General features: G+C 73.9%; 18 protein-coding genes, 1 tRNA gene and 1 other RNA gene. 10 read left to right on the top strand and 10 right to left on the bottom strand.

The window, feature by feature from the left end; all coding sequences use genetic code 11:
- The first annotated feature begins 298 nt into the window (after window positions 1–298).
- Window positions 299–3874, top strand: coding sequence for a S8 family serine peptidase (locus tag E7744_RS13485; RefSeq protein WP_137774565.1), 3576 nt, complete (start codon window positions 299–301; stop codon window positions 3872–3874).
- A gap of 84 nt (window positions 3875–3958) precedes the next feature.
- Here the strand turns inward: E7744_RS13485 and E7744_RS13480 are convergent, their stop codons facing one another.
- Window positions 3959–5245 (bottom strand): aspartate kinase, encoded by a 1287-nt coding sequence (locus E7744_RS13480; protein WP_137774564.1) that lies wholly within the window; start codon window positions 5243–5245, stop codon window positions 3959–3961.
- A gap of 63 nt (window positions 5246–5308) precedes the next feature.
- Entirely contained in the window at window positions 5309–6571 is a 1263-nt protein-coding gene (locus E7744_RS13475; protein WP_168199827.1) for an MFS transporter, read from the bottom strand.
- An 80-nt stretch (window positions 6572–6651) separates the two neighbouring features.
- Between E7744_RS13475 and E7744_RS13470 the strand changes: the two genes are divergently transcribed.
- Both E7744_RS13470 and E7744_RS13465 read left to right on the top strand, forming a co-directional pair.
- Window positions 6652–7773 carry an ABC transporter ATP-binding protein gene (locus tag E7744_RS13470; protein ID WP_137774562.1) on the top strand — a complete coding sequence of 374 codons (1122 nt, stop codon included), beginning with the start codon at window positions 6652–6654 and terminating at the stop codon, window positions 7771–7773.
- The gene (locus tag E7744_RS13465; RefSeq protein ID WP_137774561.1) at window positions 7770–8888 is read left to right on the top strand and encodes an ABC transporter permease; all 1119 of its coding nucleotides are present in this window, start codon (window positions 7770–7772) and stop codon (window positions 8886–8888) included. Before E7744_RS13470 ends, E7744_RS13465 begins: the two co-directional genes overlap by 4 nt.
- Window position 8889: 1 nt before the next feature.
- Here the strand turns inward: E7744_RS13465 and E7744_RS13460 are convergent, their stop codons facing one another.
- The 5 genes from E7744_RS13460 to ffs form a co-directional block, all read right to left on the bottom strand.
- Window positions 8890–9384 (bottom strand): hypothetical protein, encoded by a 495-nt coding sequence (locus tag E7744_RS13460; protein WP_137774560.1) that lies wholly within the window; start codon window positions 9382–9384, stop codon window positions 8890–8892.
- A gap of 127 nt (window positions 9385–9511) precedes the next feature.
- A complete protein-coding gene (gene recR / locus E7744_RS13455) occupies window positions 9512–10108 on the bottom strand; it encodes a recombination mediator RecR (protein WP_137774559.1) in 597 nt (198 codons plus the stop codon).
- Between the two features lie 75 nt (window positions 10109–10183).
- A complete protein-coding gene (locus E7744_RS13450; RefSeq protein WP_137774558.1) occupies window positions 10184–13387 on the bottom strand; it encodes a DNA polymerase III subunit gamma and tau in 3204 nt (1067 codons plus the stop codon).
- Window positions 13384–14421, bottom strand: a complete 1038-nt coding sequence (gene gluQRS / locus E7744_RS13445) for a tRNA glutamyl-Q(34) synthetase GluQRS (RefSeq protein ID WP_137774557.1) — start codon at window positions 14419–14421, stop codon at window positions 13384–13386. Before gluQRS ends, E7744_RS13450 begins: the two co-directional genes overlap by 4 nt.
- A gap of 46 nt (window positions 14422–14467) precedes the next feature.
- Window positions 14468–14564, bottom strand: an RNA gene (gene ffs, locus E7744_RS13440) — signal recognition particle sRNA small type.
- Between the two features lie 194 nt (window positions 14565–14758).
- Between ffs and E7744_RS13435 the strand changes: the two genes are divergently transcribed.
- The 4 genes from E7744_RS13435 to E7744_RS13420 all read left to right on the top strand — a co-directional run bounded on the left by E7744_RS13435 (window position 14759) and on the right by E7744_RS13420 (window position 18694).
- Window positions 14759–14846, top strand: a tRNA-Ser gene (locus tag E7744_RS13435).
- A 161-nt stretch (window positions 14847–15007) separates the two neighbouring features.
- Window positions 15008–16369, top strand: coding sequence for an MFS transporter (locus E7744_RS13430; protein ID WP_137774556.1), 1362 nt, complete (start codon window positions 15008–15010; stop codon window positions 16367–16369).
- 184 nt (window positions 16370–16553) lie between these two features.
- Window positions 16554–17543 carry an NAD(P)-dependent oxidoreductase gene (locus tag E7744_RS13425; protein ID WP_210417122.1) on the top strand — a complete coding sequence of 330 codons (990 nt, stop codon included), beginning with the start codon at window positions 16554–16556 and terminating at the stop codon, window positions 17541–17543.
- Window positions 17540–18694 (top strand): alcohol dehydrogenase catalytic domain-containing protein, encoded by a 1155-nt coding sequence (locus E7744_RS13420; protein ID WP_137774555.1) that lies wholly within the window; start codon window positions 17540–17542, stop codon window positions 18692–18694. The genes E7744_RS13425 and E7744_RS13420 overlap by 4 nt, the downstream gene beginning before the upstream one ends.
- 57 nt (window positions 18695–18751) lie before the next feature.
- On the opposite strand, the gene E7744_RS13415 is transcribed toward E7744_RS13420, so the two are convergent.
- Window positions 18752–19807 carry an isopenicillin N synthase family oxygenase gene (locus E7744_RS13415; protein WP_137774554.1) on the bottom strand — a complete coding sequence of 352 codons (1056 nt, stop codon included), beginning with the start codon at window positions 19805–19807 and terminating at the stop codon, window positions 18752–18754.
- A gap of 75 nt (window positions 19808–19882) precedes the next feature.
- The gene (locus E7744_RS13410) at window positions 19883–20791 is read right to left on the bottom strand and encodes a haloacid dehalogenase (RefSeq protein ID WP_137774553.1); all 909 of its coding nucleotides are present in this window, start codon (window positions 20789–20791) and stop codon (window positions 19883–19885) included.
- Window positions 20792–20909: 118 nt separating this feature from the next.
- Between E7744_RS13410 and E7744_RS13405 the strand changes: the two genes are divergently transcribed.
- Window positions 20910–21605 (top strand): LytR C-terminal domain-containing protein, encoded by a 696-nt coding sequence (locus E7744_RS13405; RefSeq protein ID WP_137774552.1) that lies wholly within the window; start codon window positions 20910–20912, stop codon window positions 21603–21605.
- A 14-nt stretch (window positions 21606–21619) separates the two neighbouring features.
- Here the strand turns inward: E7744_RS13405 and E7744_RS13400 are convergent, their stop codons facing one another.
- Window positions 21620–23140: a DASS family sodium-coupled anion symporter gene (locus E7744_RS13400; protein WP_137774551.1), complete on the bottom strand. Its 1521-nt coding sequence runs from the start codon at window positions 23138–23140 to the stop codon at window positions 21620–21622.
- Between the two features lie 250 nt (window positions 23141–23390).
- On the opposite strand from E7744_RS13400, the gene E7744_RS13395 reads away from it, so the two are divergent.
- Together E7744_RS13395 and E7744_RS13390 are read left to right on the top strand one after the other, a co-directional pair.
- Complete coding sequence (locus E7744_RS13395) at window positions 23391–24329, top strand: LysR substrate-binding domain-containing protein (RefSeq protein WP_137774550.1); 939 nt, start codon at window positions 23391–23393, stop codon at window positions 24327–24329.
- Window positions 24326–25429, top strand: coding sequence for a mandelate racemase/muconate lactonizing enzyme family protein (locus E7744_RS13390; protein WP_137774549.1), 1104 nt, complete (start codon window positions 24326–24328; stop codon window positions 25427–25429). Before E7744_RS13395 ends, E7744_RS13390 begins: the two co-directional genes overlap by 4 nt.
- Window positions 25430–25571 lie beyond the last annotated feature (142 nt).

Raw genomic sequence — 25571 nt, 5'->3', positions numbered from 1 at the left:
TCCAGCGTAGTCGCGCACCGGCGGCCGCGGCGTGCCCGGCGGGGGTGCGCGGCTGACCGCGGTCGATGGCGGCGGCCCTCGTCTCAAAGGTTCATTTCAGGTCTACCGGTGGACACCTTGCTCGGGTACTGTGCGGTCATCCCCACCTCCGTGGTACTCATCACTCTCACCGTCTCGACGGCGCCCGGCGTGGCGTCCCCACCCGGGACGAGCGTGCGCTGGCGCCGTGGGCCCGCGGAGGGGACCGGCCGGGCGTGATCGCGCGCGGCCCGCACCTTGGTGACGAAAGGCACGGTTCATGACGAGGAACCCCAGACGATCCCGGCTGCGCCGGGCACTGACCGCCGGACTGGCGGGGCTCGGCCTGCTGGCCGCGCCCCTGGCTGCGCTGCCGGCGGCGGCCGCGCCCAGCGGCGGGTCCGGTGACGGAGCCGCCGCGGAGGCGGCGGTCGAGAAGGTGCTGCGCGACCAGGCGGAGTACCGGGACGGCCGCTACTTCGTGGTCCTCAAGGAGGACCCGCTCGCGACGTACCGCGGGGGCACCAAGGGGCTGCCCGCCACGGCCGCCACGGACGGCGAGATCGACGTCCGCTCGGACGCCGCCCGCAAGTACGACCGTCACCTCACGGCCCGGCAGCTCGAGGTGGCAGCCTCCACGAAGGTGCGGGTGCAGCGCCACTTCACCACGGCCCTGAACGCCTTCGTCTCGGAGCTCACGGCCGACGAGGCCCGCGCGCTGGCCAAGGACCCCCGCGTGCTCGGCGTCTCCGAGGTGGAGCAGTTCCACCCGGACTACTCCTCCACCGAGTTCCTCGGCCTGCCCGGCAGCACCGGGGCGTGGAACACCCAGTACGGCGGCGTGGAGGACGCCGGCAAGGGCGTGGTGGTCGGCGTGATCGACACCGGCTACTACCCGGACCAGGAGATGCTCGCCGGGGAGCCGGTCCAGCCGCTCAGCGGCGAGCCCCGGGTGGGGGAGCCCTACCTCACGGAGGCCGGCGAGATCGCCATGCTGAAGGCGGACGGCACCACCTTCCGCGGTGACTGCCAGACCGGCCAGGGCTTCACCGGGGACGAGTGCAACTCCAAGGTGCTCTCGGCCCGCTACTACTCCGAGGACTTCGAGGCCTTCGTCCCGGCCGAGCAGCGCGACCCCCGTGAACGGCTGTCCCCGGTGGACATCGACTCCCACGGCACCCACACGGCCACCACGGCCGCCGGCAACCAGGTCGACGACCAGGTCATGAACGGCGGGGCCTCCTACGGCCCCGGCTCGGGCGTGGCCCCGGCGGCGAAGGTCTCCGTCTACAAGGTGTGCTGGGAGGACAAGGACCCGGACACCGGTGGCTGCTACGGCACGGCCTCGGTGGCCGCGATCGAGCAGGCCATCATCGACGGCGTCGACGTGCTGAACTACTCGATCTCCGGCAACAACTCCTCGATCGTCGACCCGGTGGCCCTGGCCTTCAAGTCCGCCGCCGAGGCCGGCATCTTCGTGGCCGCCTCCGCCGGCAACTCCGGCCCCGCGCCGCAGACCGTGAACCACTCCGCCCCGTGGCTGACCTCCGTGGCGGCCTCGACGTTCTCCAACGAGCTGACCGGCACCGTGGAGTTCCCGGACGGCACCAGGTTCCGCGGCGTGTCCTCGATGGCCGAGGGCGTGGGGCCGGCGGACATCGTGCTCGCCAGCGAGGTCGGCCTGGCCGGCAAGACCGCGGACCAGGTCCGGCTGTGCGACATGGACGCCCTGGACCCCGCCAAGGCCACCGGCAAGATCGTGGTGTGCGACCGCGGGGTCTACGCCCGCGTGGACAAGTCCGCGGCCGTGGAGAAGGCCGGCGGCGTCGGCATGGTCCTGGTGAACATCGGCGGCGGCTCCGAGGACGCGGACCTGCACGCGGTGCCCACCGTGCACACCTCGGACGAGTCCATCAAGGAGCACGTGGCGTCCACGGACGCCCAAGCGACCCTCGTGAAGGGGGACACCACCGGCCTGGAGCCGGTCCCGGTGCCGCAGATCGCCGGTTTCTCCTCGCGCGGACCGTCCACCGCGGTGGGCTCCGAGCTGCTCAAGCCGGACCTCGCCGCCCCCGGCGTCAACGTCCTCGCCGGGGTCTCCCCGCTGAACCCCCAGTACGACGGGGACACGTTCGGCCTGATGTCCGGCACCTCGATGGCCGCCCCCAACGTGGCCGGCATGGCCGCCCTCATGGGTGGGAAGTACCCGGAGTGGTCCCCGATGGCCGTCAAGTCGGCCATGATGACCTCCGCCGCTGACGTGCTGACGGCCCAGGGCGAGTCCTCCACGGACAACTTCGCCACCGGTGCCGGCTCGGCCGATCCGGAGGAGATGACCGCTCCGAGCCTCGTCTTCGAGGCGGACGCGAAGCAGTGGGACGCGCTGATCCTGGGCGAGCTCCCGGGCCGCGAGGTCAACGTGCCCTCCGTCGCGGTCTCGGACCTGCTCGGCAGCGAGACCGTGACCCGGACGGTCACCGCCACGGAGACGGGCGCCTGGGAGGCCAGCGGCAGCGTGCCGGGCTACGAGGTCAGCGTCGAGCCGTCCACCTTCGAACTGGACAAGGGCCAGAGCCGGGAGGTGGCGATCACCTTCACGCGGACCACCGCGGCGGCGGCGACCTGGGCCCACGGTTCCTACACCCTGGCCAAGCCGGGCGCCACCCCGGTGACCGCCCCGGTCTCCCTGCGCGCCGTGGACGCCAAGGCCCCGGCTGCCGTCACCGGCGAGGGGTCCTCGGGCTCGGCCACCGTGGAGGTCACCCCGGGCATCACCGGGACGCTCGACCCGGTGGTCGAGGGCCTGGCCCCGGCCGAGATCGAGGAGTTCACCAAGACGCCCGGGAAGCTCTACGGAGGCGAGAACCCGTCGAACCACCCGTCCGCCGTCGAGGTGCCCGCCGGCGCCACCGAGGTCTCGTGGGCGCTCGACGCCGCGGACGAGGAGTCCGACTGGGACCTCTACGTGGTCACGCCCTCCGAGGAGGTGGTGCAGCAGGCCACCGCGGCCGGCTCCGAGTCCCTCGTGATCGAGGACCCCGAACCGGGGACGTACTACGCGGTCGCGAACCTCTACTCCTCGCCCGGAGGGGCGCCGGCGGACGCCACGCTGCGCACCGTGGTGCAGTCCGGCGACGCCGGCAACCTCACCGTGTCCCCCGATCCGCTGGAGGTCACCCGAGGCCAGGACGCCACCGCCACCCTCACGTGGTCCGGGCTCACCCCCGGCGTGTGGATGGGATCCGTGACGTGGGCCGAGGGATCGAGCACGGCGGTCACCGTGACCGTCGTCGGACCGGGGGCACCGGCCTGTGAGGCCGCCGACTTCGCGGACAACCGGCCAGGATCCGTCTTCTATGCGGAGGTACGGTGGATGCAGTGTGCCGGCATCACCACCGGCTATGCGGACGGCACCTACCGCAAGCCCCAGGCCATCAGCCGCGGTCAGTCGGTGGCGTTCCTCTACCGTTACCTCGATCCCGGGGTGACGGGGACCGAGACGGGGTTCGACGACGTCCCGCCGACCCATCCGTTCGCCACGGCGATCTCCTGGGCAGCGACCGAGGGGATCACGACGGGCTACCGCGATGGGACCTTCCGTCCGGAGCGCGAGGTGACGCGGGCGGAGTTCGCCTCCTTCCTCCACCGGGCGATCGAGCCGACGAGCCTGGGGGAGCAGGACGCGGAGTTCTCGGACGTCTCCACGTCGAGCACTCACTACGAGGCCATCACGTGGATGGCGTCGGAGGGCATCACCCGCGGGTACAAGGACGGGACCTTCCGCCCGAACGCGCCGATCACCCGCGGTGAGGCCGCGGCGTTCATGGCCCGCACGGACGCCGTCGTGACCGAGTAAGGCGGCCCGGACGGCACAGGGCCCCGCCCGGAGTACTCCGGGCGGGGCCCTCGCGCTGGGACCGGCTGGGTCGGCCTCGGGATCCTACCGCCCGGTGCCGCCGTAGACCGTGGCCTCCTCGTCGGAGTCCAGGTCGAAGGCCTGGTGCACCGCGCGCACGGCGGTGTCCAGCATCTCCTCGCGGGTGATGATGGAGATGCGGATCTCCGAGGTGGAGATCATCTCGATGTTCACCCCGGCCTGGCGCAGCGCGTCGAAGAACTTCGCGGAGACGCCCGGGTTCGAGCGCATGCCGCCGCCGACGAGGGAGAGCTTGCCGACGTGGGCGTCCAGCAGGATGTCCTCGAAGCCGATGGACTCCTGGGCCGCGCGGAGGGCCTCGGTGGCCGCCTTGCCCTCGGTGATGGGCAGCGTGAAGGAGATGTCCGTCCGGCCCGTCTCCACGCGCGGGACGTTCTGGACGATCATGTCGATGTTCACGTTGGCGGAGGCGATCACGTTGAAGACCTCCGCGGCCTTGCCGGGGACGTCCGGCACACCGTAGACGGTGACCTTGCCCTCGGAGCGGTCATGGGCGACGCCGGAGACGATCGGCTGTTCCATGGGTTCGCCTTCCTCGATGGTGATGGTGTCTTCAGGGTTGGGGCGCACCCACGTGCCCTCGTGGTGGGAGAACGAGGAGCGCACGTGCAGCGGCACCCCGAAGCGGCGCGCGTACTCCACGCAGCGCAGGTGCAGGATCTTGGAGCCGGAGGCGGCCATCTCGAGCATGTCCTCGGAGGAGATCTCGTCGATCTTCCGTGCCGAGGGGACCACGCGCGGATCGGCGGTGTACACGCCGTCCACGTCCGTGTAGATCTCGCAGACGTCCGCGTCCAGGGCGGCGGCCAGCGCCACGGCCGTGGTGTCGGAGCCGCCACGGCCCATCGTGGTGATGTCGTGGGACTCCCGGCTCATGCCCTGGAAGCCGGCCACGATCGCCACGTCCCCGTGGTCCAGCGCCTGCTGCACGCGGTCCGGGGAGACGTCGATGATGCGCGCCTGCCCGTGCAGGGAGTCGGTGAACATCCCGGCCTGGGAGCCGGTGAACGACTGGGCGGTGGCCCCGAGCGAGTGGATGCCCATGGCCAGCAGGGACATGGAGATGCGCTCGCCGGCGGAGAGCAGCACGTCCATCTCGCGGGGCGGCGGCTCGGCGTTGATCTGCTCCGAGAGGTCCATCAGCTCGTCGGTGGTGTCGCCCATGGCGGACACGACCACGACGACCTGGTTCCCGGCTTGCTGGGTCTCCACCACGCGTCTGGCCACGCGCAGGATTCCGTCGGCGTCGGCGACGGAGGATCCGCCGTACTTCTGGACGATCAGGCTCATGCAGTACCTCGGGTCGGACGGGGCCCGCACGCCGTGCGGGCCTTCAGTGGACTGCGCTCCAGTCTACGGGCGCCCGCCGTGGTGGCCCCGCCCGTGAACGAACCAGTAGAGCACCACGCCGGCCAGCACGGTGGCGGCGAGCACCAGGAAGTGCCCGCGGTAGCCGATGAGGGGGATGAGCGCGCCGAACACGACGGGGCCGAAGGCGATGCTGGTGTCCAGCAGCAGGTAGTGGGTGGAGGTGGCGATCCCGAGGCGCTCGGGCCGCGCCCGGGTGGCGGCCACGACCTGGAGGGTGGGGCTGGCCCCGCCGTAGCCGAGCCCCGCCAGCAGCCCCGCCGTGATGACGAGCCAGGGCTCGGTGGCCACCCCGAGCAGGACCAGCGCCACCGTGAAGAGCGCACCGAGGGGCAGGATCACCGCGTTGGGCCCGCGGCGGTCCTGCAGCCGGCCGGAGAACAGGCGCACGGTCAGCATCCCCGTGGCCAGGGCCACGAAGAACAGCGAGGCCGCGGTGCCCAGCCCCGCCTGGAGCAGGAACGGGGTGGAGTACGTGGCGATCCCCGCGTAGCCGAAGGAGACGATGAGGATGACGAGCGCCACCGGCAGCGCGTCCGGGTCCAGGACGTCCCCGGGCCGGAGGCGGAACCGGCGGGCGTGGGGTGGCGGCCCGCCGGCGAGCTCGGGGACCCGCAGGACGACGGCGGCCCCCAGGGCGAGCACCGACGCGCCGAGCACGAGCAGGAAGACCGGGGCGGGCCCGTGGGCGGTGGACAGCTGCACCGCCAGCAGTGGGCCCACGCCGTTGGCGACCGTCGAGGCCGTGAGGAAGTACCCCATCCCCTCCCCGCGCCGGGAGGGCGGGACCATCTGCAGCACGCCGGCCGTCACGGCGGTGGTGGCCGCGCCGAACGCGGCCCCCTGCACCACGCGCAGGGCCACGAGCACCCCGTAGGCACCGGCCAGGGGGTAGAGCGCGGAACAGGCGACGTACACCAGCAGGGCGGACACGAGCAGGCGCTTGCGGCCGATGACGTCCAGGTACTTGCCGAGCACGATCCGCGCCAGTGCCGAGCCCAGGATGAACGCGCTCGCGGCGAAGCCGGCCGCGACGTCCCGCGCGCCGAACCGCTCCCCGGCGTACAGCGCCATGTACGTCATCAGCGTCATGAACACCAGGGCGACGCCGAGCTGCACGACCATCGCCAGCACGAAGTCGCGGCTCCACAGCCGCCGGTCCCGCGGGGGCCGGTCGGTGCCGCCGGGCCCGCCCTCGCGGTGGTCGTCGTCGGGGGCGGCGGCGTCGTCACCGGGCAGGGGGCTCACCCGGTGCAGTCTAGGCATCGGCGCGCTCCCGGCCCGGATGTGTCCTTGCCGCCGGTGGCGCCGTGGCGGACCATGGTCCCATGACGTCTCCAGGCGGGCCCGCCGGAGCGGGGCCGCCGCCGGCGGACGGGCCGTCCCCGCGGGACGGGCTGCCGACGGGGGACTGGCGGCCGCCCGACGGGGCGCCGCCGGGCATCTCGGCCCGGGGGGTCGTGCGCAGCTTCGGGGCCGTCCGGGCGCTGCAGGGCGTGGACCTCATGGTCCCGGCCGGCACCATCACGGCCCTCGTGGGGCCCAACGGATCCGGCAAGACCACCCTGCTGCTCGTGCTCGCCTCCCTGCTGCGGCCCGACGACGGCTCCGTCCTGGTCGCCGGCGAGGACCCGGTCCTGGCCCCCGGGGCGGTGCGCCGGAGGACGGGCTGGATGCCGGACACCCTGGGGGTGTGGGAGGCGCTGACGGCCCGGGAGATCCTCGAGTCCATGGGCCTGCTCTACGGGATGGACCGGGGCGCCCTGCGCTCGCGGGCCGCCGAGCTGCTCGAGTGGCAGCAGCTGACCGTGCTGGCGGACCAGCCGGCCCGGGTGCTCTCGCGTGGCCAGCAGCAGCGGCTCTCCCTGGCGCGGGCCGTCATCCACGATCCCCAGGTCCTGCTGCTGGACGAGCCCGCCTCGGGGCTGGACCCGGGCTCGAGGATCCGGCTGCGGGACGACCTGCGGCAGATGGCGGCGGCGGGCAAGACCATCCTGGTCTCCTCCCACGTGCTGGCCGAGCTGGAGGAGATGGCGGACCTGGCGGTGTTCGTCCAGGACGGGCGCACGGTGCGCGTGGAGGAGCTGGCCGGGGATGGCGTGGCCGGGGGCCGATACCTCATCACGGCGCTGGACGTCGCGGCGCTGCTGGCCACGCTCGAGCGCTACTCGATGGCCTACCACCGCCAGCCGGGGCCGCGGCAGGACTCCGTGAGCGTGGAGGTCGACTCCGCCGCCGAGGCCGCGGAGCTGCTCGCCACGCTCGTGGCCGAGGGGGTGCCCGTCGTCGCCTTCACCCCGGAGGCCTCGCGGCTCGAGACGGCGTACCGGGAACTGGACCGGCTGCGGTCCACGGGTGCCGGACCCGGGCACCCCGGGGCCCCGGGCCCGGGGGGCGCGCGCCCCGGGAGGGCGGGTCCCGGGAGTGCCGGGAGGAGGGGCGGGCCATGACGGGGCCGGAGACGGCCGCGGGCGTGCGCCCGGCCGAGCGCCTGGGCTGGGGCCGCGCGCTGGCCACCGTGGTCCGGATGGACCTGCGGCAGCGGCTGCGCACCCGCAGCTGGTACGTGCTGCTGGGGGCCTGGTTCGTCGTCATCGGCCTGGTGACGTGGGCGGCCTTCGCCAGCTACAACGTCCTGTCCGGGATGGAGGGGATCGGCGGCGGGGCGGGCCGGTTCGTCTTCGAGGCCGTGGTCGGCTTCGTGCTGGGCTTCGGGCTGCTCGTGGCCCCGGCCGTGTCCGCCAGCGGGATCAGCGGGGACCGGGCCGGCGGCACGCTGGCCGTCGTCCAGGTGACCCTGCTGACCCCCGCGCAGCTGCTCGTGGGCAAGTGGCTCGCCTCGTGGGCCGTGGCCCTGGCCTTCCTGCTGGTGGCCCTGCCGTACGTCGTCGTCTCCCTCGTGGCCGGCGGCCTGGACCTGGGCGGCCTCGTGGTCCTCGGGGTGATGGTCGCCGTGGAGCTGGGCGTGGTGTGCGCGCTCGGCACCACCCTGTCCGCCGTCGCGTCCCGCACCCTGTTCGCCGTGGTGACCACCTACCTGCTGGTGGCGCTGTCCTCCCTGGGCACCGTGGTCGCGTTCGCCCTCGCGGCGCCGCTGACGCACGCGACGGTCCCGGCGAACATCCCCGAGTGGAGCACCGCCGCCGACCTGCTGGAGGCGGGCCCCGTGCGGTGCTACGGGCGGCTGCAGCCGGTGCCGGCGCTGGACACCCGCTCCACGTACTGGCTGCTCGCGGCCAATCCCTTCGTGGTGGTCTCGGACGCCGTGCCGACGCCCGAGGCGGTCCCGTTCGATCCGGGGGACGAGGACACGTGGGCTCCGGACGGGGTGATGACGAGCATCTCCTTCGGCGTGCGGCACCTCCAGCGGCCGCCGGAGATGGGCGTACCGTGCGCCCACGGCGAGCCGGCCGACGCCGGGCGGGAGGAGGCCTGGCAGGGGACCCCCGTGTGGCCCCTGGGACTGGGGTTGCAGCTGGCGGTGGTCGCCGGGCTGTTCGCGTGGGCGCGCCAGCGCCTCGTCGCCCCGGCCACGCGCCTGCCGCGCGGCACGCGCGTGGCCTGACCTAGGTGGACGCGCCCTCCTCGACGGTCCGCTGGACCAGGCCGACGGCGGCCACGCGGTCCGGGCAGTGGTGCTCGGCGACCACGAGCGGCAACGCCCAGTGGACGTCCCCCTGCAGGCCGTGCCGGCGCACCCCCTCGGCGAAGCCGGCGCCACCGCCCACGGCATCGCCCTCCAGTGCGGTGTCGCAGACGTCCTCGATCATGCGCACGGCCAGGTCGGTGTCGATGCCGTCCTCGCCCGGCCAGTACCGCTCGAGGTCGGCGAAGTAGTCGTCGGTGATCACCACGTCCGGCAGCTCCGGGGCGGCGGCGGGCGCCGAGTGCGACGGGGATCCCGAGGTGGGGGCCGGTGCGGGATCCGACGCCGAGGAGCCCTGGCTCGCCGCCGCGCTCGCCGGGCCCGGGGGCGCGCCGGCCGCGCACCCGGTCAGCAGCAGGAGGGATCCCGTGGCCAGGAGGGTGGCGGACAGGGCGGCGGGACGGGGGCGGGGCATGCGGGCGGGCTCCTTCGGTGCGGGGGACGACCTCGCCGACGCTAGGAGGACGATCCGGCTGACGCCACCCGGTCGGCTACTCGATCACCACGTGCGCCCGTCGGACCCTGGCCCGTCGGGGACGGGCTCAGCCCACGGCGCGGCGGCCCTCGAAGGCCCGCCCGAGCGTCACCTCGTCGGCGTACTCGAGGTCCCCGCCCACCGGCAGGCCCGAGGCCAGCCGGGTGACCTTCAGGCCCGTGGAGCCGAGCATGCGGGACAGGTAGGTGGCCGTGGCCTCGCCCTCGAGGTTAGGGTCGGTGGCGAGGATGACCTCCTCGATGGCCGGGTCCTGCAGCCGGGTCAGCAGCTCCCGGATGTGCAGCTGGTCCGGGCCGATGCCCGCGATCGGGTTGATGGAGCCGCCGAGCACGTGGTACCGGCCGCGGTAGGTGCGGGTGCGCTCGATCGCCATGACGTCCTTGGACTCCTCGACCACGCAGACCTGGGAGGCGTCGCGGCGCTCGTCGCGGCAGATCGAGCACGTCTCCTGCTCGGAGACGTTGAAGCAGATCGAGCAGAGCTTGACCCGGTCCTTGACCGTGCGGATCGCCTCGGCGAGCCGCAGCATGTCCTCGGCGTCCGCCTCCAGGATGTGGAAGGCGATCCGCTGGGCGGACTTGGGACCGATGCCGGGCAGCCGCCCGAGCTCGTCGATCAGGTCCTGGACCGCACCTTCGTACACGCTACCGACCACTTTCCGCGTTGGATCCGTGCCCCCTGCGCCGGGCCGGGACGGGTCGTCCCGGTGGCCTCCGGATCAGGACAGGGGGCTTCCGTCCAGCATCCGCTCCTCCACGAGGCGGGCGCCGAGCAACCGCTCGACCACCTTGCGCCCGGCCATGCCGGACTCCTCGATGGTGACGTCGTCCTCGCTCGGGACGTCGTCGGTCCAGTCTACGGACCCGCCCGGACGCCCGGTGCCACCGGGGCCCGCGGCGGCGGACCCGGTCCCGGGGCCCGACGACGGCCCGCCCGGCCCGGGTGCCCCGGGACTGTCCGGCCCCGGCCCGGCGGGGCCGGACGCGTGCGACGGCTCGCCGGGGACGGGCGGCCGGCCGCCCTCCTGGGTGCGCTGGTACTGCTCCATCATCTGCTGGAACCGGCTGGCCCGCCGGTGGTGCGGGGTGCCCGAGGGGTCCGGGGCCGCGGGGGAGCCGGCGTCGGGGGCGCTGGCCGCCGACGGGCCCGAGCCCCGCCCCGCGCGGCGGGCCTCGAACTCCGCCAGCAGCTCGGCCTCCGGACGCGCGAAGGCCGGGATGCCGCCCTGGCCCGGCTCGGGGCGGGGGATGCCCACGGAGCCGGGCTCGCGGCCCGGGACCGCCCACTGGCCCCAGGGGCGGGCAGCCACGCCGGCGTCGGCGGGCTCGTCCTCGTCGTCCTCGGGCGGCGGCGGGAACTCGTCGTCGTGCGGCTCCTCGCCATACCAGTCGGAGACCGGGACGTCGTCGGCGCCCAGGTCCTCCGGCGGCGGCGGGGTGCCCGGCCCGGTCGCCCCCTCGACGACCGGCTCCGAACCCGGGCCGTCGTCCTCGGGGGTGTCCTCGGCCGTCCGCGCGGACGGGGCGGCCGAGGCCTGGGAACCTCGTGACGGCGCCGCGGGCGTCGCGGACGGCGAGGCCTCGGCGACGCGCCCGGGGGCGGTGGAGGACGGGGTGGGGCGCCCCGGTTCGCCGGGACGGACGGGGCGTGAGGCCGCGCCGGCGTCGCCGCCGGGGGCGGTCAGCGCCGGGGCCGGGCCGCCGTCCCGTGGTGGGGGCACCGCGGGGGACGCGTCCGGACCGCCCGGCGCCAATCCGGCCGGAGCGCCGGACGGCGCGGGGGCCGGGCGGGCCGGGGCGTCCGCCGTCGGTTCCGGTCGGGGGGCCGCCGGGGTGGGGCGGCCCTCAGCTTTTGGGCCGGGACCACCCGCCGGAGCGGACCCCCCGGTGATGAGGTCGAGCCGCGGCTGGATGCCGAGCACGGCGTTGACCGCCTCGGCGATGACCTGGTCGCCCCGGCGGCGCTGGACGGTGTCCCGCGGGCTGTCCGAGGAGAAGCCGATCGTCAGCAGCTGGCCGTCGAACCCGGCCACCGAGGCGTTCTGCGAGACGACCATCCACACCAGCCGCGAGTGCTCCTCGAGGTAGGCCAGGATCTCGGGCCAGGCGCGCCGGATCATCTCCACCTGCGAGGTGGGAGCCCCCGACTGGGAGGCCTGCGCCCGGCCGGCCGGCGGTTCCTGCCCCGGACGGCCGGACGCGAGCGGTCCACCCCGGTCGGCCGCGGCGGCGCCGTCCTGGGGCGCCGATCCGGGCCGCGGGGCCTCCGGTCGCGAGGGAGCCGCGGCGGACGGCTCGGGTGCGGACGCGGCCTGCGACGGCCCCGCCGCGGATTGCTCCGCCCCGGAGGGCTCCGGCGTGGACGGGGCGTGCCCGGGCTCCGCGGTGGCCGAGGGGGACGGCGCGGGCCGGGCCGGTTCCGGCATGATGCCCCAGCCGCCGCCCCAGTCGGGCGAGGGCGCGGCGGCCTGCGGACGGGCGGGGGAGGCGGGGACCTCGGCCGCCGGCGATGCCGCCGGCGCGGGGGACGGCTCCGCACCGGCCTGGGAGGGCGAGGCGGCCGAGGCCTCGCCGCGCCGCATCGCCGCCCGGGCCAGGGCCGCACCGCTCAGGCCGCCCGGGGCGGACGGCGCGTCCCCGCCGGCCGCGGCGTCGCCGGGCCGCGGGGAGTCGGCGCCCGGCGTCGCCGGGGGCGCCCCGGCCCCGCCGGAAGGGCCGGGCTGGGCGGGGGCGCCGCCGTCGGGAGCCTCGGGGGCCCCGCCGTAGGCGAGCCGGCGCTCGATCCGGTCCAGCCGCGCGGCCAGGCCGCGCTCGGTGACGTCCGAGGACGGCAGCATCAGCCGGGCCATCAGCAGCTCGAGGTGCAGCCGGGGGCTGGTGGCGCCGACCATCTCCGTCAGCGCGTGGTTGGTGATGTCCGCCGCGCGGGAGATCTCCCCGGCGCCGAGCTGGGCGGCCTGCGCCTCGAGGCGGCGGACCTGGTCCTCGGGCATGCCGTGCAGCACGGAGGAGGCGGAGTCCGGCATGGCCTTGACGATGACGAGGTCGCGGAAGCGCTCGAGCAGGTCCTCCACGAACCGGCGCGGGTCCTGGCCGGACTGCACCACGCGGTCCACCACGCGGAACACCGTCTGGGAGTCGGCGGCCGCCACGGCGTCCACCACGTCGTCCAGCAGGGCGCCCGGGGTGTAGCCGAGCAGGTTCACGGCGAGGTCGTAGCCGATGCGCCCCTCGGCGGCCCCGGCCATCAGCTGGTCCAGCACGGACAGGGTGTCCCGGACCGAGCCGCCGCCGGAGCGGATCACGAGGGAGAGCACGCCGGGCTCCACGTCCACGCCCTCCTGGACGCACAGCCGCTCGAGGTACTCCATGAGCGGCTCGGGCGGCACGAGGCGGAAGGGGTAGTGGTGCGTGCGGGAGCGGATGGTCCCGATCACCTTGTCCGGCTCCGTGGTGGCGAAGATGAACTTGATGTGCGGCGGGGGCTCCTCCACGATCTTCAGCAGGGCGTTGAACCCGGCCGAGGTGACCATGTGGGCCTCGTCGATGATGAAGATCTTGTAGCGGTCCCGCACGGGGGCGAAGGTGGCCCGCTCGCGCAGGTCGCGGGCGTCGTCCACGCCGCCGTGGCTGGCGGCGTCGATCTCGATGACGTCCAGCGCCCCCGGGCCGCCCGTGGCCAGCTCGCGGCAGGACTCGCACACCCCGCACGGGTTCGGGGTGGGCCCCTCGGCGCAGTTCAGGCAGCGGGCCAGGACGCGGGCGGAGGTGGTCTTGCCGCAGCCGCGCGGGCCGGAGAACAGGTAGGCGTGGTTGACCCGGTCCTTGGACAGGGCGGTCATCAGCGGCACGGTGACGTGTTCCTGGCCGATGACGTCCTCGAAGGAGTCGGGACGATAGCGGCGGTACAGGGCGGTGGTCACCTAGGAAACCTTATCCGTTCCGGGGCCTGCTCCGCAGGGTGGGTGAGGGCGTGTGGAGGAGTCCACGGCGTGCGCGGCACGGTGTCCGGGGCGAAGTGCGCCAGGGCGTGACGAAGGTCTCCCGGGGGCAGCCCGAGCGAGTCCAGCAACAGGTCCCGGACGCGTGCGGGCGTCCAGCCGCCGTCGGGGACGCCGGGCGCCCCCGCCGGCAGGGCCGCCAGGTCCGACAGCGTGACCGCCCCGTCCCGCTTGGCCAGGCGCCGGCCCGCCGGGGAGAGCACGAGCGGGACGTGCACGTACTCGGTGCCCGGGACGGCGGCGCCCGTGCGGGGCGCGAGCAGCCGGGCCAGCCAGTCCTGCCGGGGCGCGGAGGACAGCAGGTCGTCGCCGCGCACCACCTGGTCCACCCCCTGGGCCACGTCGTCCACCACGACCGCCAGGTTGTAGGCGAAGGCGCCGTCGTTGCGGCGCAGCACGAAGTCGTCCACGGCGGCCGTGACCTCCCCGTGCAGCACGTCCGTGATGGCGTGGAGGGGAGCCGTGCCGTCCGGCAGCCCGGCGGCCGCGGCGGCGTCGATCCGCAGGGCCGCGGGACGCTCCCGGCGCCGGCGGGCGCGCTCGGCCTCGGACAGCCGCCGGCAGGTCCCGGGGTAGGCCCCCGGCGGCAGCAGGACCCCGGGGGCTCCCGACGGCGGCCCCGCGGGGTGCGGGGCGCTCGTGGCCTCGGCGATGTCCTTGCGCGAGCAGAAGCACTCGTAGGCCAGGCCGTCCGCGGCGAGCGCGGCCACCGCCCGCTCGTAGCGGTCCAGGCGCTCGGACTGCCGGACGGGGGTGCCGTCCCAGTCCAGGCCGATGGCCCGCAGGTCGGCGAGCTGGAGCTCCTCGGCGCCGGAGCGCACGCGGTCCAGGTCCTCGATCCGCAGCAGGAACCCCCGGCCGGTGTGGCGGGCGAAGAGCCAGGCCAGGACGGCGGTGCGGAGGTTGCCCAGGTGCAGCGGTCCGGAGGGGCTGGGGGCGTAGCGGCCGGCGGGCATGGGTCCTCCCGGGAGGCCGGGTCGGCCAGGGGAAAGGTCGGAAGACGTTGAAGACCCCCCACGCACCTGCCAGAGCCCACCTACCCTTGCTACCTTCCGGTCCTGGGGGAGTTCAGCGAGATGACACCACGTGAGGGGCCGTCGTCCATGGTAGCAGTGAGCCGGGGTCCCGCGCATGCCGGGTGTTCGCCCGGCGCGTGCCGGGTGGCCGGCGGGGCGGCCGGTGGGCGGTCCCGGAGGGGCCTCCGGGGCCCGATTGGCCCCCGGACCGGGACGTCGGGTACGATGGAGCCTGCTCTTGCGTCGGACGCCCCGCGCGGCCCGCCGGAGCGACTGAGGAGGATTCGCCTAGCGGCCTATGGCGCACGCCTGGAACGCGTGTTGGGTTAACGCCCTCGGGGGTTCAAATCCCCCATCCTCCGCCAGGACGAAGCGCCCCGACCGGTCACCCGGTCGGGGCGCTTCTGCGTGTCCGCCCCCCGGCGACCTGAACACCCTTTCATCTGGCGTCCCAATGACCTACGCTGTGGCTTCCATCACATTCCTCGGGCGTGGCCACCGGCCACCCGGACGAAGGAGCACCTGCATGGGCGCCGTGACCGACGATCCCTCCACCCACCACCTCGACCGCAAGAACCTGCGACGGGTCGTCACCGCCTCGATGGCGGGCACCGTCGTCGAGTGGTACGAGTTCTTCCTCTACGCCACCGCCGCGACCATCGTCTTCAACAAGATCTTCTTCCCCGCCGGCGGCAACGAGCTGGACGCCATCATCAACGCGTTCCTCACCTACGCCGTGGGCTTCGTCGCCCGTCCGATCGGCGGCATCGTCTTCGGCCACTTCGGGGACAAGTACGGCCGCAAGCACCTGCTGCAGCTGGCCATCATCCTGGTGGGCGTCACCACCTTCCTGATGGGCTGCCTGCCCACCTTCGACGCGATCGGCTACGCCGCGCCGATCCTGCTCGTGATCCTGCGGTTCTTCCAGGGCTTCGCCGTCGGCGGCGAGTGGGGCGGGGCCGTCCTGCTGGTCTCCGAGCACTCCCCGGACCGCGAGCGCGGCTTCTGGGCGTCGTGGCCGCAGGCGGCGGTGCCGATGGGCAACCTGCTGGCCACCGTCGTCCTGCTCGTGCTCAACGGGGTGCTCTCCGCCGAGGACTTCCTGGCGTGGGGCTGGCGCATCGCGTTCTGGCTCTCCGTGGTCATCGTCGCCGTCGGGTACTACATCCGCACCAAGGTCACGGACGCGCCGATCTTCCAGGAGGCCAGGGCCGAGCTGGAGGAGAACGCGAAGGCCGGCTACGGCGTCGTGGAGGTCCTCAAGCGCTACCCCCGCGGCGTGTTCACCGCCATGGGCCTGCGCTTCGGCGAGAACATCCTCTACTACATGGTCGTGACCTTCTCCATCACCTACCTGAGCACCCAGCTGAAGATGGACACCTCCACCATCCTGCGCCTGCTGCTGGTGGCCCACGTCATCCACTTCATCGTGGTGCCGCTCGTCGGCCGGCTGAGCGACCGGGTCGGCCGCCGCCTGCCGTACGCCATCGGGGCCGGGCTGATGATCGTGTGGGGCTTCGCGGCCTTCGCCCTGTTCAACACGGCGAACGAGTGGATCATCCTCGGCACCATCATCGCGGGGCTGATCGTGCACGCCCTGATGTACGCCGGGCAGCCGGCCATCATGTCCGAGATGTTCCCCACCCGCATGCGGTACTCGGGCGTCTCGCTGGGCTACCAGGTGACCTCGATCGTGGCCGGCTCGCTCGCGCCCATCATCGCCACCACGCTGCTGCGCAACTTCGGCAGCTCGGTGCCCGTGTCGATCTACATCGCCATCGCGGCCGTCATCACGCTGATCGCCGTGGCGGTCGCCCGGGAGACGGTCGGCTCGTCCCTGCACGAGCTGGACGACGTGGACCGGCAGCGCCTGGCCGCCGGGGACTGACCACGGCGGGGGAGGGGGTGTCCCGGCGTCCGCGCCCGGCCGCCCCTTCCCCCGTGGGCGCCGACCGGCCATGCTGGCCGGACGGACGTCGCGGCACGGGCCCGCGGCACGGACCCGTGGCGCCGCGCGGGGCGACACCGCGGGGTGCCGCGGGAGGACCACACCACCAGACGGGGGAGCAGTGATGACGCGTTACGCATGGATCGGACTGGGCAACATGGGCGGGCCGATGACCGCCAACCTCGTCGCCGCCGGGCACGAGGTCCGGGGCGTCGACCTCGACGAGGGGGCGGCCGCAGCCGCGGCCGCCGCCGGGGTGCACGTGGCCGGCTCCGTGGCCGAGGCCGTCCGGGACGCCGAGGCCGTCTTCACCATGCTGCCCAAGGGCGAGCACGTGCGCGCGGTGTTCGACGGGCCGGACGGGATCTGGGCAAACGCCCCGCGCGAGGCCCTGCTGTGCGACTCCTCCACCGTGGACATCGAGACCAGCCGGTGGTGCCACGAGCAGTCCGCCGCCCACGGCTTCGCCTTCGCCGACACCCCGGTCTCCGGCGGCATCTCGGGGGCGGCCGAGGCGACCCTGGCCTTCATGCTCGGCGGCGAGCCGGAGGCGGTGGAGCGCGCCACCGAGCTGGTGCGGCCCATGGCCGGGAAGGTGATCGCCGCGGGCGGGCCGACCGCCGGGATCGCGGCGAAGATCTGCAACAACATGATGCTGTTCATCACCCTCATGGCGAACTCGGAGGGCAGCCAGCTGGCCGCCCGGCTCGGCCTCGACCCCAAGGTGTTCTGGGAGATCGTCTCCGTCTCCTCGGGCCGCTCCTGGTCCCAGCAGACCTGGTACCCGGTGCCGGGGATCATCCCGACGGCGGCCGCCAACGACAACTTCAGGGCCACCTTCCGGGTGGACCTGGCGGCCAAGGACGTGGGCCTCGCGCTGTCCGCCGGGGAGCAGACGGGAGTCCACCTGCCCGCCGCCCGGCTGATCGCCTCGCAACTGCAGGAACTGATCGACGAGGGCTACGCGGACCGGGACTGCTCGCTCGTGGCCCTGCTGGCCACCCCGGACGGTGTCCTGGACGGCTTCGACCCGACTGGCGGTGACGGCGGCGCAGGCGGGGCACCGGGCGGCCGTGCGGCGGGCCGCGGCGCGGGGGAGGGCGGAGACCGATGAGCACGACGCCGGCCGGGGCGCCCGCAGGGCCCCGCACCATCCGCGGTGCCGTCCTGGAGCGCATCGGGGCGGAGCGTCCCTATGCGGACTCCACCCCGTTGCGGGTGCAGGAGCTGACCCTGGACCCGCCGGGGCCGGGGGAGCTGCTGGTGCGCATCGAGGCCGCCGGGCTGTGCCACTCCGACCTGTCGGTGGTGGACGGCAACCGCGTGCGCCCGGTCCCGATGCTCCTGGGGCACGAGTCGGCCGGGACCGTCGAGGCCGTGGGCGCCGGGGTGACGGACCTGGCCCCCGGGGACCGGGTGGTCATGGTCTTCCTGCCGCGCTGCGGCGAGTGCGCCGAGTGCGCCACGGACGGGCGGCTGCCGTGCTCGCGGGGATCGGCCGCCAACACCGCGGGGGAACTGCTCGGGGGAGGCCGCCGGCTGCACCGGGACGCTGGGGCGGGGGGAACCGAGGACGTCCACCACCACCTGGGCGTGTCCGGCTTCGCCACCCATGCGGTCGTGGACCGCCGCTCGGTGGTGCCGATCGGCGCGGACGTCCCGGCCGGCGTCGCCGCGGTGCTCGGCTGCGCCGTGCTGACCGGCGGGGGTGCCGTGATCAACGCCGCGCGCCCCGGACCGGCGGACGACATCGTCGTGGTCGGCCTCGGTGGCGTCGGCATGGCCGCGCTGCTGGTGGCGCGCGCCCTGACCACCGGGACGGTCACGGCCGTCGACCAGCAGGAGCCGAAGCTGCAGCTGGCCCGGGAGCTCGGCGCGGACCGGGCGCTCACGCCCCAGCAGGCCGAGGACGAGGGGGTCCGGGCCCCCGCCGTGGTCGAGGCCGCCGGCCACCCCCGGGCCTTCGAGACCGCGGTGCGGCTGACGGCCCCGGGCGGCACCACCGTCACCGTGGGGCTGCCCGCACCGGACGCCCTGGCCCGGATCAGTCCCCTGGTCCTGACCGCGGAGGCCCGGACCATCGTGGGCTCCTACCTCGGCTCGGCCGTGCCGTCCCGGGACATCCCGAGGTTCGAGCAGCTCTGGCGGGACGGCCGGCTGCCGCTGGAGCGGCTGATCTCCGGCACCATCGGGCTCGAGGAGGTCAACGAGGGCATGGACCGGCTCGCCGACGGCCTCGCCGTCCGGCAGGTCATCGAGTTCTGAGGGGCCGCGGGGGTCGCCGGGTCGGACGGTCCCTGCCGGCCGACCCCCCCGGAACGCCTACCGGCCCGCGAGCTCCGGGTGGAACCTCTCGGTGACCTTCGGGTGGGCGCGGACGAAGCCCTTGAGCATGTTCGAGCCGAAGGACGCCAGCATCGGGTTCGTCGGGTCGTCCGAGACCCCGCGCGCCTGGGCGGCGAGCTCCGCCGGCAGCTCCACCGGCTCGATCACGGCGTCCAGCCGCGGAGAGTAGAAGAACGGCACCGCGTAGCGGTCCACCCCCTCGTCCGGGGCGATCACGCGGTGGATGGTCGCCATGAGGTACCCGTTGGTGGCCACCTCCAGCATCTCGCCCAGGTTCACCACGAGCGCGCCGTGGATCGGCTCCACCGGCAGCCACTCGTCCTGGCCGTAGGGGCGGACCTCGAGGCCGCCCACCATGTCCTGCAGCAGCAGGGTGATGAAGCCGTAGTCGGCGTGCAGCCCCACGCCCTGGGCGCCGGCCTCCTTGACCCCGCCCACGTAGTGGGCCAGCTTGGCCATCCAAGCGCGGTCGCCGGAGAACGGCTCGGCGAAGTGGTCCTCGTCCAGGCCGATCGCCACGCACAGGGCCTTGAGCAGGTCCTCGCCGACCCGGTCCATCAGCGCCGTCCAGGCCATCGCCGTGCGCTCGAGCTCGGGCATGTCGGCGGGCCACTGGTTCGGGCCCTGCAGGTACCAGTACTCCTCGCCGGGGCGGATCCGCTCGGCGGGCACGGGCTCGCGGTCCGGGGAGAAGTCGATCTGCTCGCGCGAGTCCGGCCGGCCCTGGGTGCGCTCGGCGCCCACGGACGAGTAGCCCCGGTAGTGGGGGGAGTTCTGGTTGTGCAGGGCCAGCTTCTCCTCCTCCGGGCGGGCGAAGAACTCCGCCGTCACCCGGAACAGCTCGTCGACCTGGCCCTCGGCCGCGCCGTAGTTGACGATCTGGAAGAAGCCGACGTGGTGGGCGGCGTGGCGCAGCTGGTCCAGGAACTCCGGGGCGAAGGAACCGTCGGCGGCGCGCATGGTGGACACGTCCAGGACGGGGATGTCCAGGGCGGCGTCACCCGCCGCGGGGGCGGAGGGGGCAGAAGTCATGGCACCAGTGAACGACGCCGGCCCGCCGGGCCGGAAGACCGGTTGCCCTGCGCTACGCCCCGTGACGTCACATCGTCACGATCTGGAGCCGGCGGACCCGTTCATGTTTAATGCCCACTCCAGCAGCGCCCGGCCGGTCTGCTCGTGCACGCCGTCCGCCGGGCCGAAGCCCTCGGCGGCCAACTCGCGGCTGGTCAGCACCGGGTAGGGGACCTCGGGGACGCCGTCCTCGGGGCGGGCGTCCACGTGGGTGACTCCCGCGCCGCGCTCGTGGAGCCAGTCCGCCATGGCGTAGTCCGAGCGGGAGTCCCCGCAGGTGTACCAGTGCACGGGCAGCTCCCCGTCCGCCGCCACGAGGTCCCACGCCCGGGCCGCCCCGAGGTCCTTGCCGCTCGTGCGGTGCTCGACGTCCGAGGAGATGATGGTCGGGTCCACCCGGAACTCGTCCGCCAGGCCGTCCGCGTCCAGCCGCTCGCGGGCCCGGTCCTCGAACCGGGACTGCTCCGGCTGGTAGCGCTCGAGGGACTCGCCCACGTTCATCTCCGCGGAGAACATGGCCAGCTTCGTGTCGTCGTGGAACATGGTGGCGCCGAACTCCTCGCGCACGAGCCGGGCCAGCGTCTCCTCCGTGTCCTCGGGCACCCGCATGCCCTCGTCCACCCGGAGCCAGCCGGGCACCGCGGCGCGGTCGCCGGCATCCGGCAGGCCGCCGTCGGGCAGGTCCGCGAAGGAGAAGCGCACGGCGCCCTTCTCGCACACCGCGTGGAAGCGCGCCCCCGCGGGCAGCCCGGCGGCGCGCAGGGGCTCGGCGAGCTGGCGCACCACGAACTCGGCGGACCGTCCGGTGTTGAACACCACCGGGTCCCCGCGCTCGGCCAGCCGCACGAGGGCCTCGAGGATCGGTCCGGGCACGCGCCGGGTCTCCGGGGAGGCGATGGGGCCGTCCACGTCCAGGAGGAAGCCGGCGATCGGGAGGGTGCGCACGACCCCACTGTACGGGGGTGCCGGGGCGGGGCGCGTGACGCGTCATGACCGGTCACGGGGGGCTGGTTCGCCTACGCTGTAACGACGATCACACCCGCCGCCGCCGAAGGGGGACCGCATGACCAGTCCTCACCGCCCCGCCGACCCCCGTCACGGCCGCCCGGCGCCGCGCCCGGAGCCGCAGTGGTCCGACCCCCGGCACGACGAGGAGGGGCGGAGGATCTTCACCGAGGACGACCTGACCGACTACTTCGAGGCGGTCGACCCGCGCGTCCTGGCACGCGACCGGCGGCGCCGGCACTGGTGGCACGCGATCGTGCTCACCGTCGTGGCGCTGCTCGTGGCGGCGGGGACCGTCACCGCATGGCAGGTGCTGCGCGGGGAGTGGACCATCCCCGGCTGGGAGGCGGCGCCGCCGCCCGAGCCCCTGCTGTGCCCGGCGGGGACGGTGGAGTACGCGCTGGACTCCACGGTGACGGTGTACAACGGCACGTCCATCGGGGGGCTCGCCGGGGACGTGGCCAACGCGCTCGAGGAGCGGGACTTCGTCATCGGCGGGGTGGGCAACAAGGGCTTCTCGACCTCCAACATGGTGGCCGTGGTCGTCTCCGGGAAGGGCGGGCGGGGCACCTCCCTGGCCGTGCAGCGGAACATCGAGGGCGCCGTGTACCTGCCGGACCGGCGCGAGGACGACACCGTGGACGTCATCGTGGGCCGGAAGTACAAGGGGCTGCGGCCGGCCGGGGACGTGTCCCGGAAGCCCGGTCCCCTCGACTGCCAGCGGCTGGAGACGGAGTCCCCGTCCGGCGGCTGACGCCCGGGCGGGGCTCAGCGCCCGGTGCCGAACACCGCGGGCACGAGGGTGTACATCACCAGCATGACCAGTCCGACCGAGACGAGGTTGAGCCAGACGCCGGCCCGCACCATCTGCCGGATCGTCACCTCGCCGGAACCGAAGGCCACGGCGTTGGAGGGGGTGGCCACCGGCAGCATGTACGCGGAGCACACGGCCAGGGTGACGGCGACCGTCATGAGCAGCGGGTCCATCCCCAGGCCCACGGCGACGGCGCCGAAGATCGGGAAGAACGCGGCGGCGGTGGCCGTGTTGGAGGTCAGCTCGGTCAGGGCCAGGCAGACCACGACCACCACGAGCAGCACCAGCCAGGCCGGCACGCCCGTCAGTCCGCCGACCTGGCCGCCCAGCCACTCGCTGAACCCGGTGGCGGTGAACATGGCGGACAGGGACAGCCCGCCGCCGAACAGCAGCAGGAGCCCCCAGGGGATCTCCCGAGCGGCCGACCAGCGCAGCAGCGGCGTCCCGGCCGGATCCTCGGACCGCTTCTGCGCCGGGACCAGGAAGCAGGCGATGGCGGCGGCCATGGCGACCTGCGTGTCCGAGATGCCGCCGAGGAACGGCAGGGCCCCGGCCACGGCCGGGATGTCGGCGATGAACGGCAGCGCCACCCAGCAGAAGATGGCGAGCAGGAAGACAAGGCCCACGCGGCGCTCCGGGGTGGTCATCCGGCCGAGCCGGGCCAGCTCACCGCGGATCATCTCGCGGCCGCCCGGGATCTCCGCGACCTCGGCGCGGAAGACGAGGCGGGTCAGCACGAGCCAGGCCGCGCCCAGCATGACGAGCGCCCACGGCACGCCCACGAGCATCCAGTGGCCGAACTGCAGGTCGATGCCGTGGGCCTCGCCGAGGTAGGCCTTCATGAGGGCCATGGGCGGCTGGCCGATGAGCGTGGCGGTCGAGCCGATGGTGACCCCGTAGGCGACGCCGAGCAGCAGCGAGGCGGCGAACCTGCGCCCGGCGGCCTCGGGGTCCACGGAGCGCACGAGCTGCAGGATGGAGACGGCGATCGGCACCATGATGACCGCGGTGGCGGTGTTGGAGACCCAGGCGGAGATGAAGGCCGAGGCCGCCATCAGGCCGAACGCGATCTGCGCGGGCCGCGTGCCGACCGTCCGGATGGTCAGCAGGGCCACGCGCAGGTGCAGGTTGGACCTCTCCGTGGCCAGGCCCAGGATGACGCCGCCCAGGACCAGGAACACCACCGAGTCGGCGTAGGGCGCGGCGACGTCCTTGATCGGCGCCATCCCGAACAGCGGGAACAGCACGAGCGGCAGCAGCGAGGTGACGGGGATGGGGGCCGCCTCGGTCATCCACCAGATCGCCATCCACAGGGCGCAGCCGGCCACGGCGCGGCCCTCGAAGGACAACGACGCCGGCAGCACCAGGGCGAGCGCCAGCCCGGCGGCCGGGCCGAGGGCGAGTAGCCACCCGGTGCGTCGGGAGCCGGAGTCGAGGGCGTCCGCCGTCTCCGTGGCTGGGGTCGTCGTGGTCATCGCGCACGCTTTCGTCGAGGGCCTCTGGGAGCCGCGCGGTCTGGATGTGCGGCCTGGTGCACCGTACGCGCATCAATGACGCAGGTGAAGTACACATTCCCAGCGCATTGAGAGGCGCAACGTCCTAAACTTGATCCAACCGGTCTTTCCCCTGTGACAGAGGCCATCCCTACGCTGGACCGGTACTGATTGCCGGTCGGCCACCCGACCGGCGGGGACTCGGGATGGCCGGCAGACGAAGGGAGGCGCCATGGACCTGCGCCAGATGCGTTACTTCGTGGCGGTCGCCGAGGAGCGCCACTTCGGCCGGGCCGCCGAGCGGCTGCACATGGCCCAGCCGCCGCTGTCCCAGCAGATCAAGCAGCTCGAGGCCGGGCTGGGCACCCAGCTGCTCGAGCGCACCACGCGCAAGGTGGACCTCACCGAGGCCGGCCGGCTGATGCTGGAACGGGCCCGCCAGATCCTGGCCGACGTGGAGTCCCTCGAGAAGGACGTGCGCGAGGTCGGGGCGGGGGCGGCCGGCGTGCTGCGCGTGGGCTTCGTGGGCTCCGCCACCTACCGGGTCATGCCGGCGGTCGTGCAGCTCGCGCGCCGCGAGCTGCCCGGCGTGCGCCTGCACGTCATGGGGGAGATGCTCACGCCCAACATCGAGCAGGGGCTGCTGGAGAACCGCCTGGACGTGGCGGTGCTGCGGCCGCCGGTGCAGTCCCCCGAGGTCACCCTCGACGCCCTCGAGGGCGACTCCCTGCTCGTCGCCCTGCCCGCCGGGCACCGGCTGGCCGCGGGCGAGGGGCCCGTGGACCTGGCGGAGCTCGCGGGGGAGGACTTCGTCAGCTACCCGCAGGCCTCCGCCGTCGCCACCATCTCCCGCGAGGCCTGCCGCCGGGCGGGCTTCAGCCCGCGCGTGGTGCAGGAGGCCACCGAGACCTCCACGCTGCTGGCCTTCGTCGGGGCCGGCATGGGCCTGGCCCTCGTTCCGGACGGCGCCCGCCGGGCCGCCGCGTGGCCCGTCGCCTACCGCGAACTGGCCGAGAGCCCGGAGGTGGGGCTGGCGCTGGCCTGGAAGCGCGGCAGCCGGTCCCTGCTCCTACCGGGCTTCCGCTCATTGGCCCACCGCGCCGTCGAGCAGGTCCGCCGGCGGCCGTCCCCCGCCGACACCGCACCCCCCATCGCCCAGGAGGCTCCATGAAGATCACCGGCATCGAGGCCATTCCGTATGCCATCCCCTACACCCACCCGCTGAAGTTCGCCTCGGGTGCGGTGGAGACCGCCGACCACGTGCTGGTGCGGATCCACACGGACGAGGGCGTCACGGGCGTGGCCGACGCCCCGCCGCGGCCGTACACCTACGGCGAGACCCAGGTCTCCATCAAGAACGTGGTGGAGGAGGTCTTCGCGCCCCAGCTGATCGGCCTGGACCCGTTCGACCGGGAGAAGGCCCACGCGGTGATGCGCCGGACCATCCACAACCAGGTGGCCAAGGGCACCGTGGACATCGCGCTGTGGGACCTGGCCGGCAAGGCGCTCGGGATGCCGGTGCACAAGATGCTCGGCGGCTGGACGGACTCGATGCGCGTGAGCCACATGCTCGGCTTCCGGCCCGCCCAGGAGCTGCTGGACGAGGCCCTGCGCTTCGGCGAGGAGTACGGCATCACCACCTTCAAGCTCAAGGTCGGCCGGCGGCCGCTCGCCCTGGACATCGAGGCGTGCCACGTGCTGCGCGAGGGGCTCGGCGAGGACGTGGAGCTCTACCTCGACGCCAACCGCGGCTGGACCGCCAACGAGGCGATGGAGGTGCTGCGCGGGACCGAGGGGCTCGGCCTGACGCTGCTGGAGGAGCCGTGCGACGCCAAGGAGGCCATGAGCCGGCGCCGGCTCGTGGAGAAGTCCCCGATCCCGGTGGTGGGCGACGAGTCCGTGCCCACCGCCGGTGACGCCTCGCGGGAGCTGCTGTCCGGTGGCTGCAACGCCATCTGCATCAAGACCGCGCGCTCCGGGTTCACCGAGGCCACCGAGATCCTGGGGCTGTGCACCGGGCTCGGGGTGGACGTGACGATGGGCAACCAGATCGACACGCAGGTCGGCTCGCTGGCCACCGTCACCTTCGGCGCCGCCCACGAGGCCAGCTCCCGCCGCGCGGGAGAGCTGTCCAACTTCCTCGACATGAGCGACGATCTCCTGGCCGACCCCCTCTCCATCGTCGGCGGCTGCATCGCGGTACGCGACGTGCCGGGCGTGGGGGCGGAGATCGACGAGGAGAAGCTGGCGCGGTACCGGACGGATGCCTAGTCCGAGTCATTCGGATGCATCGCGTCTCAATACCACTGAAACGCGACATTCCGCTCGGCCCGTGTCATCCATAGGCTGACCGCAACAAATGTGACCGTCAACACGGCCTCACTTTCTTGAATCCCCAACCAAACCGAGAGAG

This window comes from Citricoccus sp. SGAir0253, from assembly GCF_005877055.1.
Classification (GTDB): domain Bacteria; phylum Actinomycetota; class Actinomycetes; order Actinomycetales; family Micrococcaceae; genus Citricoccus.
This window is presented reverse-complemented; position numbering and strand designations above follow the sequence as displayed.

Coding starts and splice junctions, on each gene's coding strand:
- E7744_RS13485 (WP_137774565.1), top strand. CDS start 299: ATGACGAGGAACCCCAGACGATCCCGGCTGCGCCGGGCACTGACCGCC.
- E7744_RS13480 (WP_137774564.1), bottom strand. CDS start 5,245: ATGAGCCTGATCGTCCAGAAGTACGGCGGATCCTCCGTCGCCGACGCC.
- E7744_RS13470 (WP_137774562.1), top strand. CDS start 6,652: ATGACGTCTCCAGGCGGGCCCGCCGGAGCGGGGCCGCCGCCGGCGGAC.
- E7744_RS13465 (WP_137774561.1), top strand. CDS start 7,770: ATGACGGGGCCGGAGACGGCCGCGGGCGTGCGCCCGGCCGAGCGCCTG.
- E7744_RS13460 (WP_137774560.1), bottom strand. CDS start 9,384: ATGCCCCGCCCCCGTCCCGCCGCCCTGTCCGCCACCCTCCTGGCCACG.
- gluQRS (WP_137774557.1), bottom strand. CDS start 14,421: ATGCCCGCCGGCCGCTACGCCCCCAGCCCCTCCGGACCGCTGCACCTG.
- E7744_RS13430 (WP_137774556.1), top strand. CDS start 15,008: ATGGGCGCCGTGACCGACGATCCCTCCACCCACCACCTCGACCGCAAG.
- E7744_RS13425 (WP_210417122.1), top strand. CDS start 16,554: ATGACGCGTTACGCATGGATCGGACTGGGCAACATGGGCGGGCCGATG.
- E7744_RS13420 (WP_137774555.1), top strand. CDS start 17,540: ATGAGCACGACGCCGGCCGGGGCGCCCGCAGGGCCCCGCACCATCCGC.
- E7744_RS13415 (WP_137774554.1), bottom strand. CDS start 19,807: ATGACTTCTGCCCCCTCCGCCCCCGCGGCGGGTGACGCCGCCCTGGAC.
- E7744_RS13405 (WP_137774552.1), top strand. CDS start 20,910: ATGACCAGTCCTCACCGCCCCGCCGACCCCCGTCACGGCCGCCCGGCG.
- E7744_RS13400 (WP_137774551.1), bottom strand. CDS start 23,140: ATGACCACGACGACCCCAGCCACGGAGACGGCGGACGCCCTCGACTCC.
- E7744_RS13395 (WP_137774550.1), top strand. CDS start 23,391: ATGGACCTGCGCCAGATGCGTTACTTCGTGGCGGTCGCCGAGGAGCGC.
- E7744_RS13390 (WP_137774549.1), top strand. CDS start 24,326: ATGAAGATCACCGGCATCGAGGCCATTCCGTATGCCATCCCCTACACC.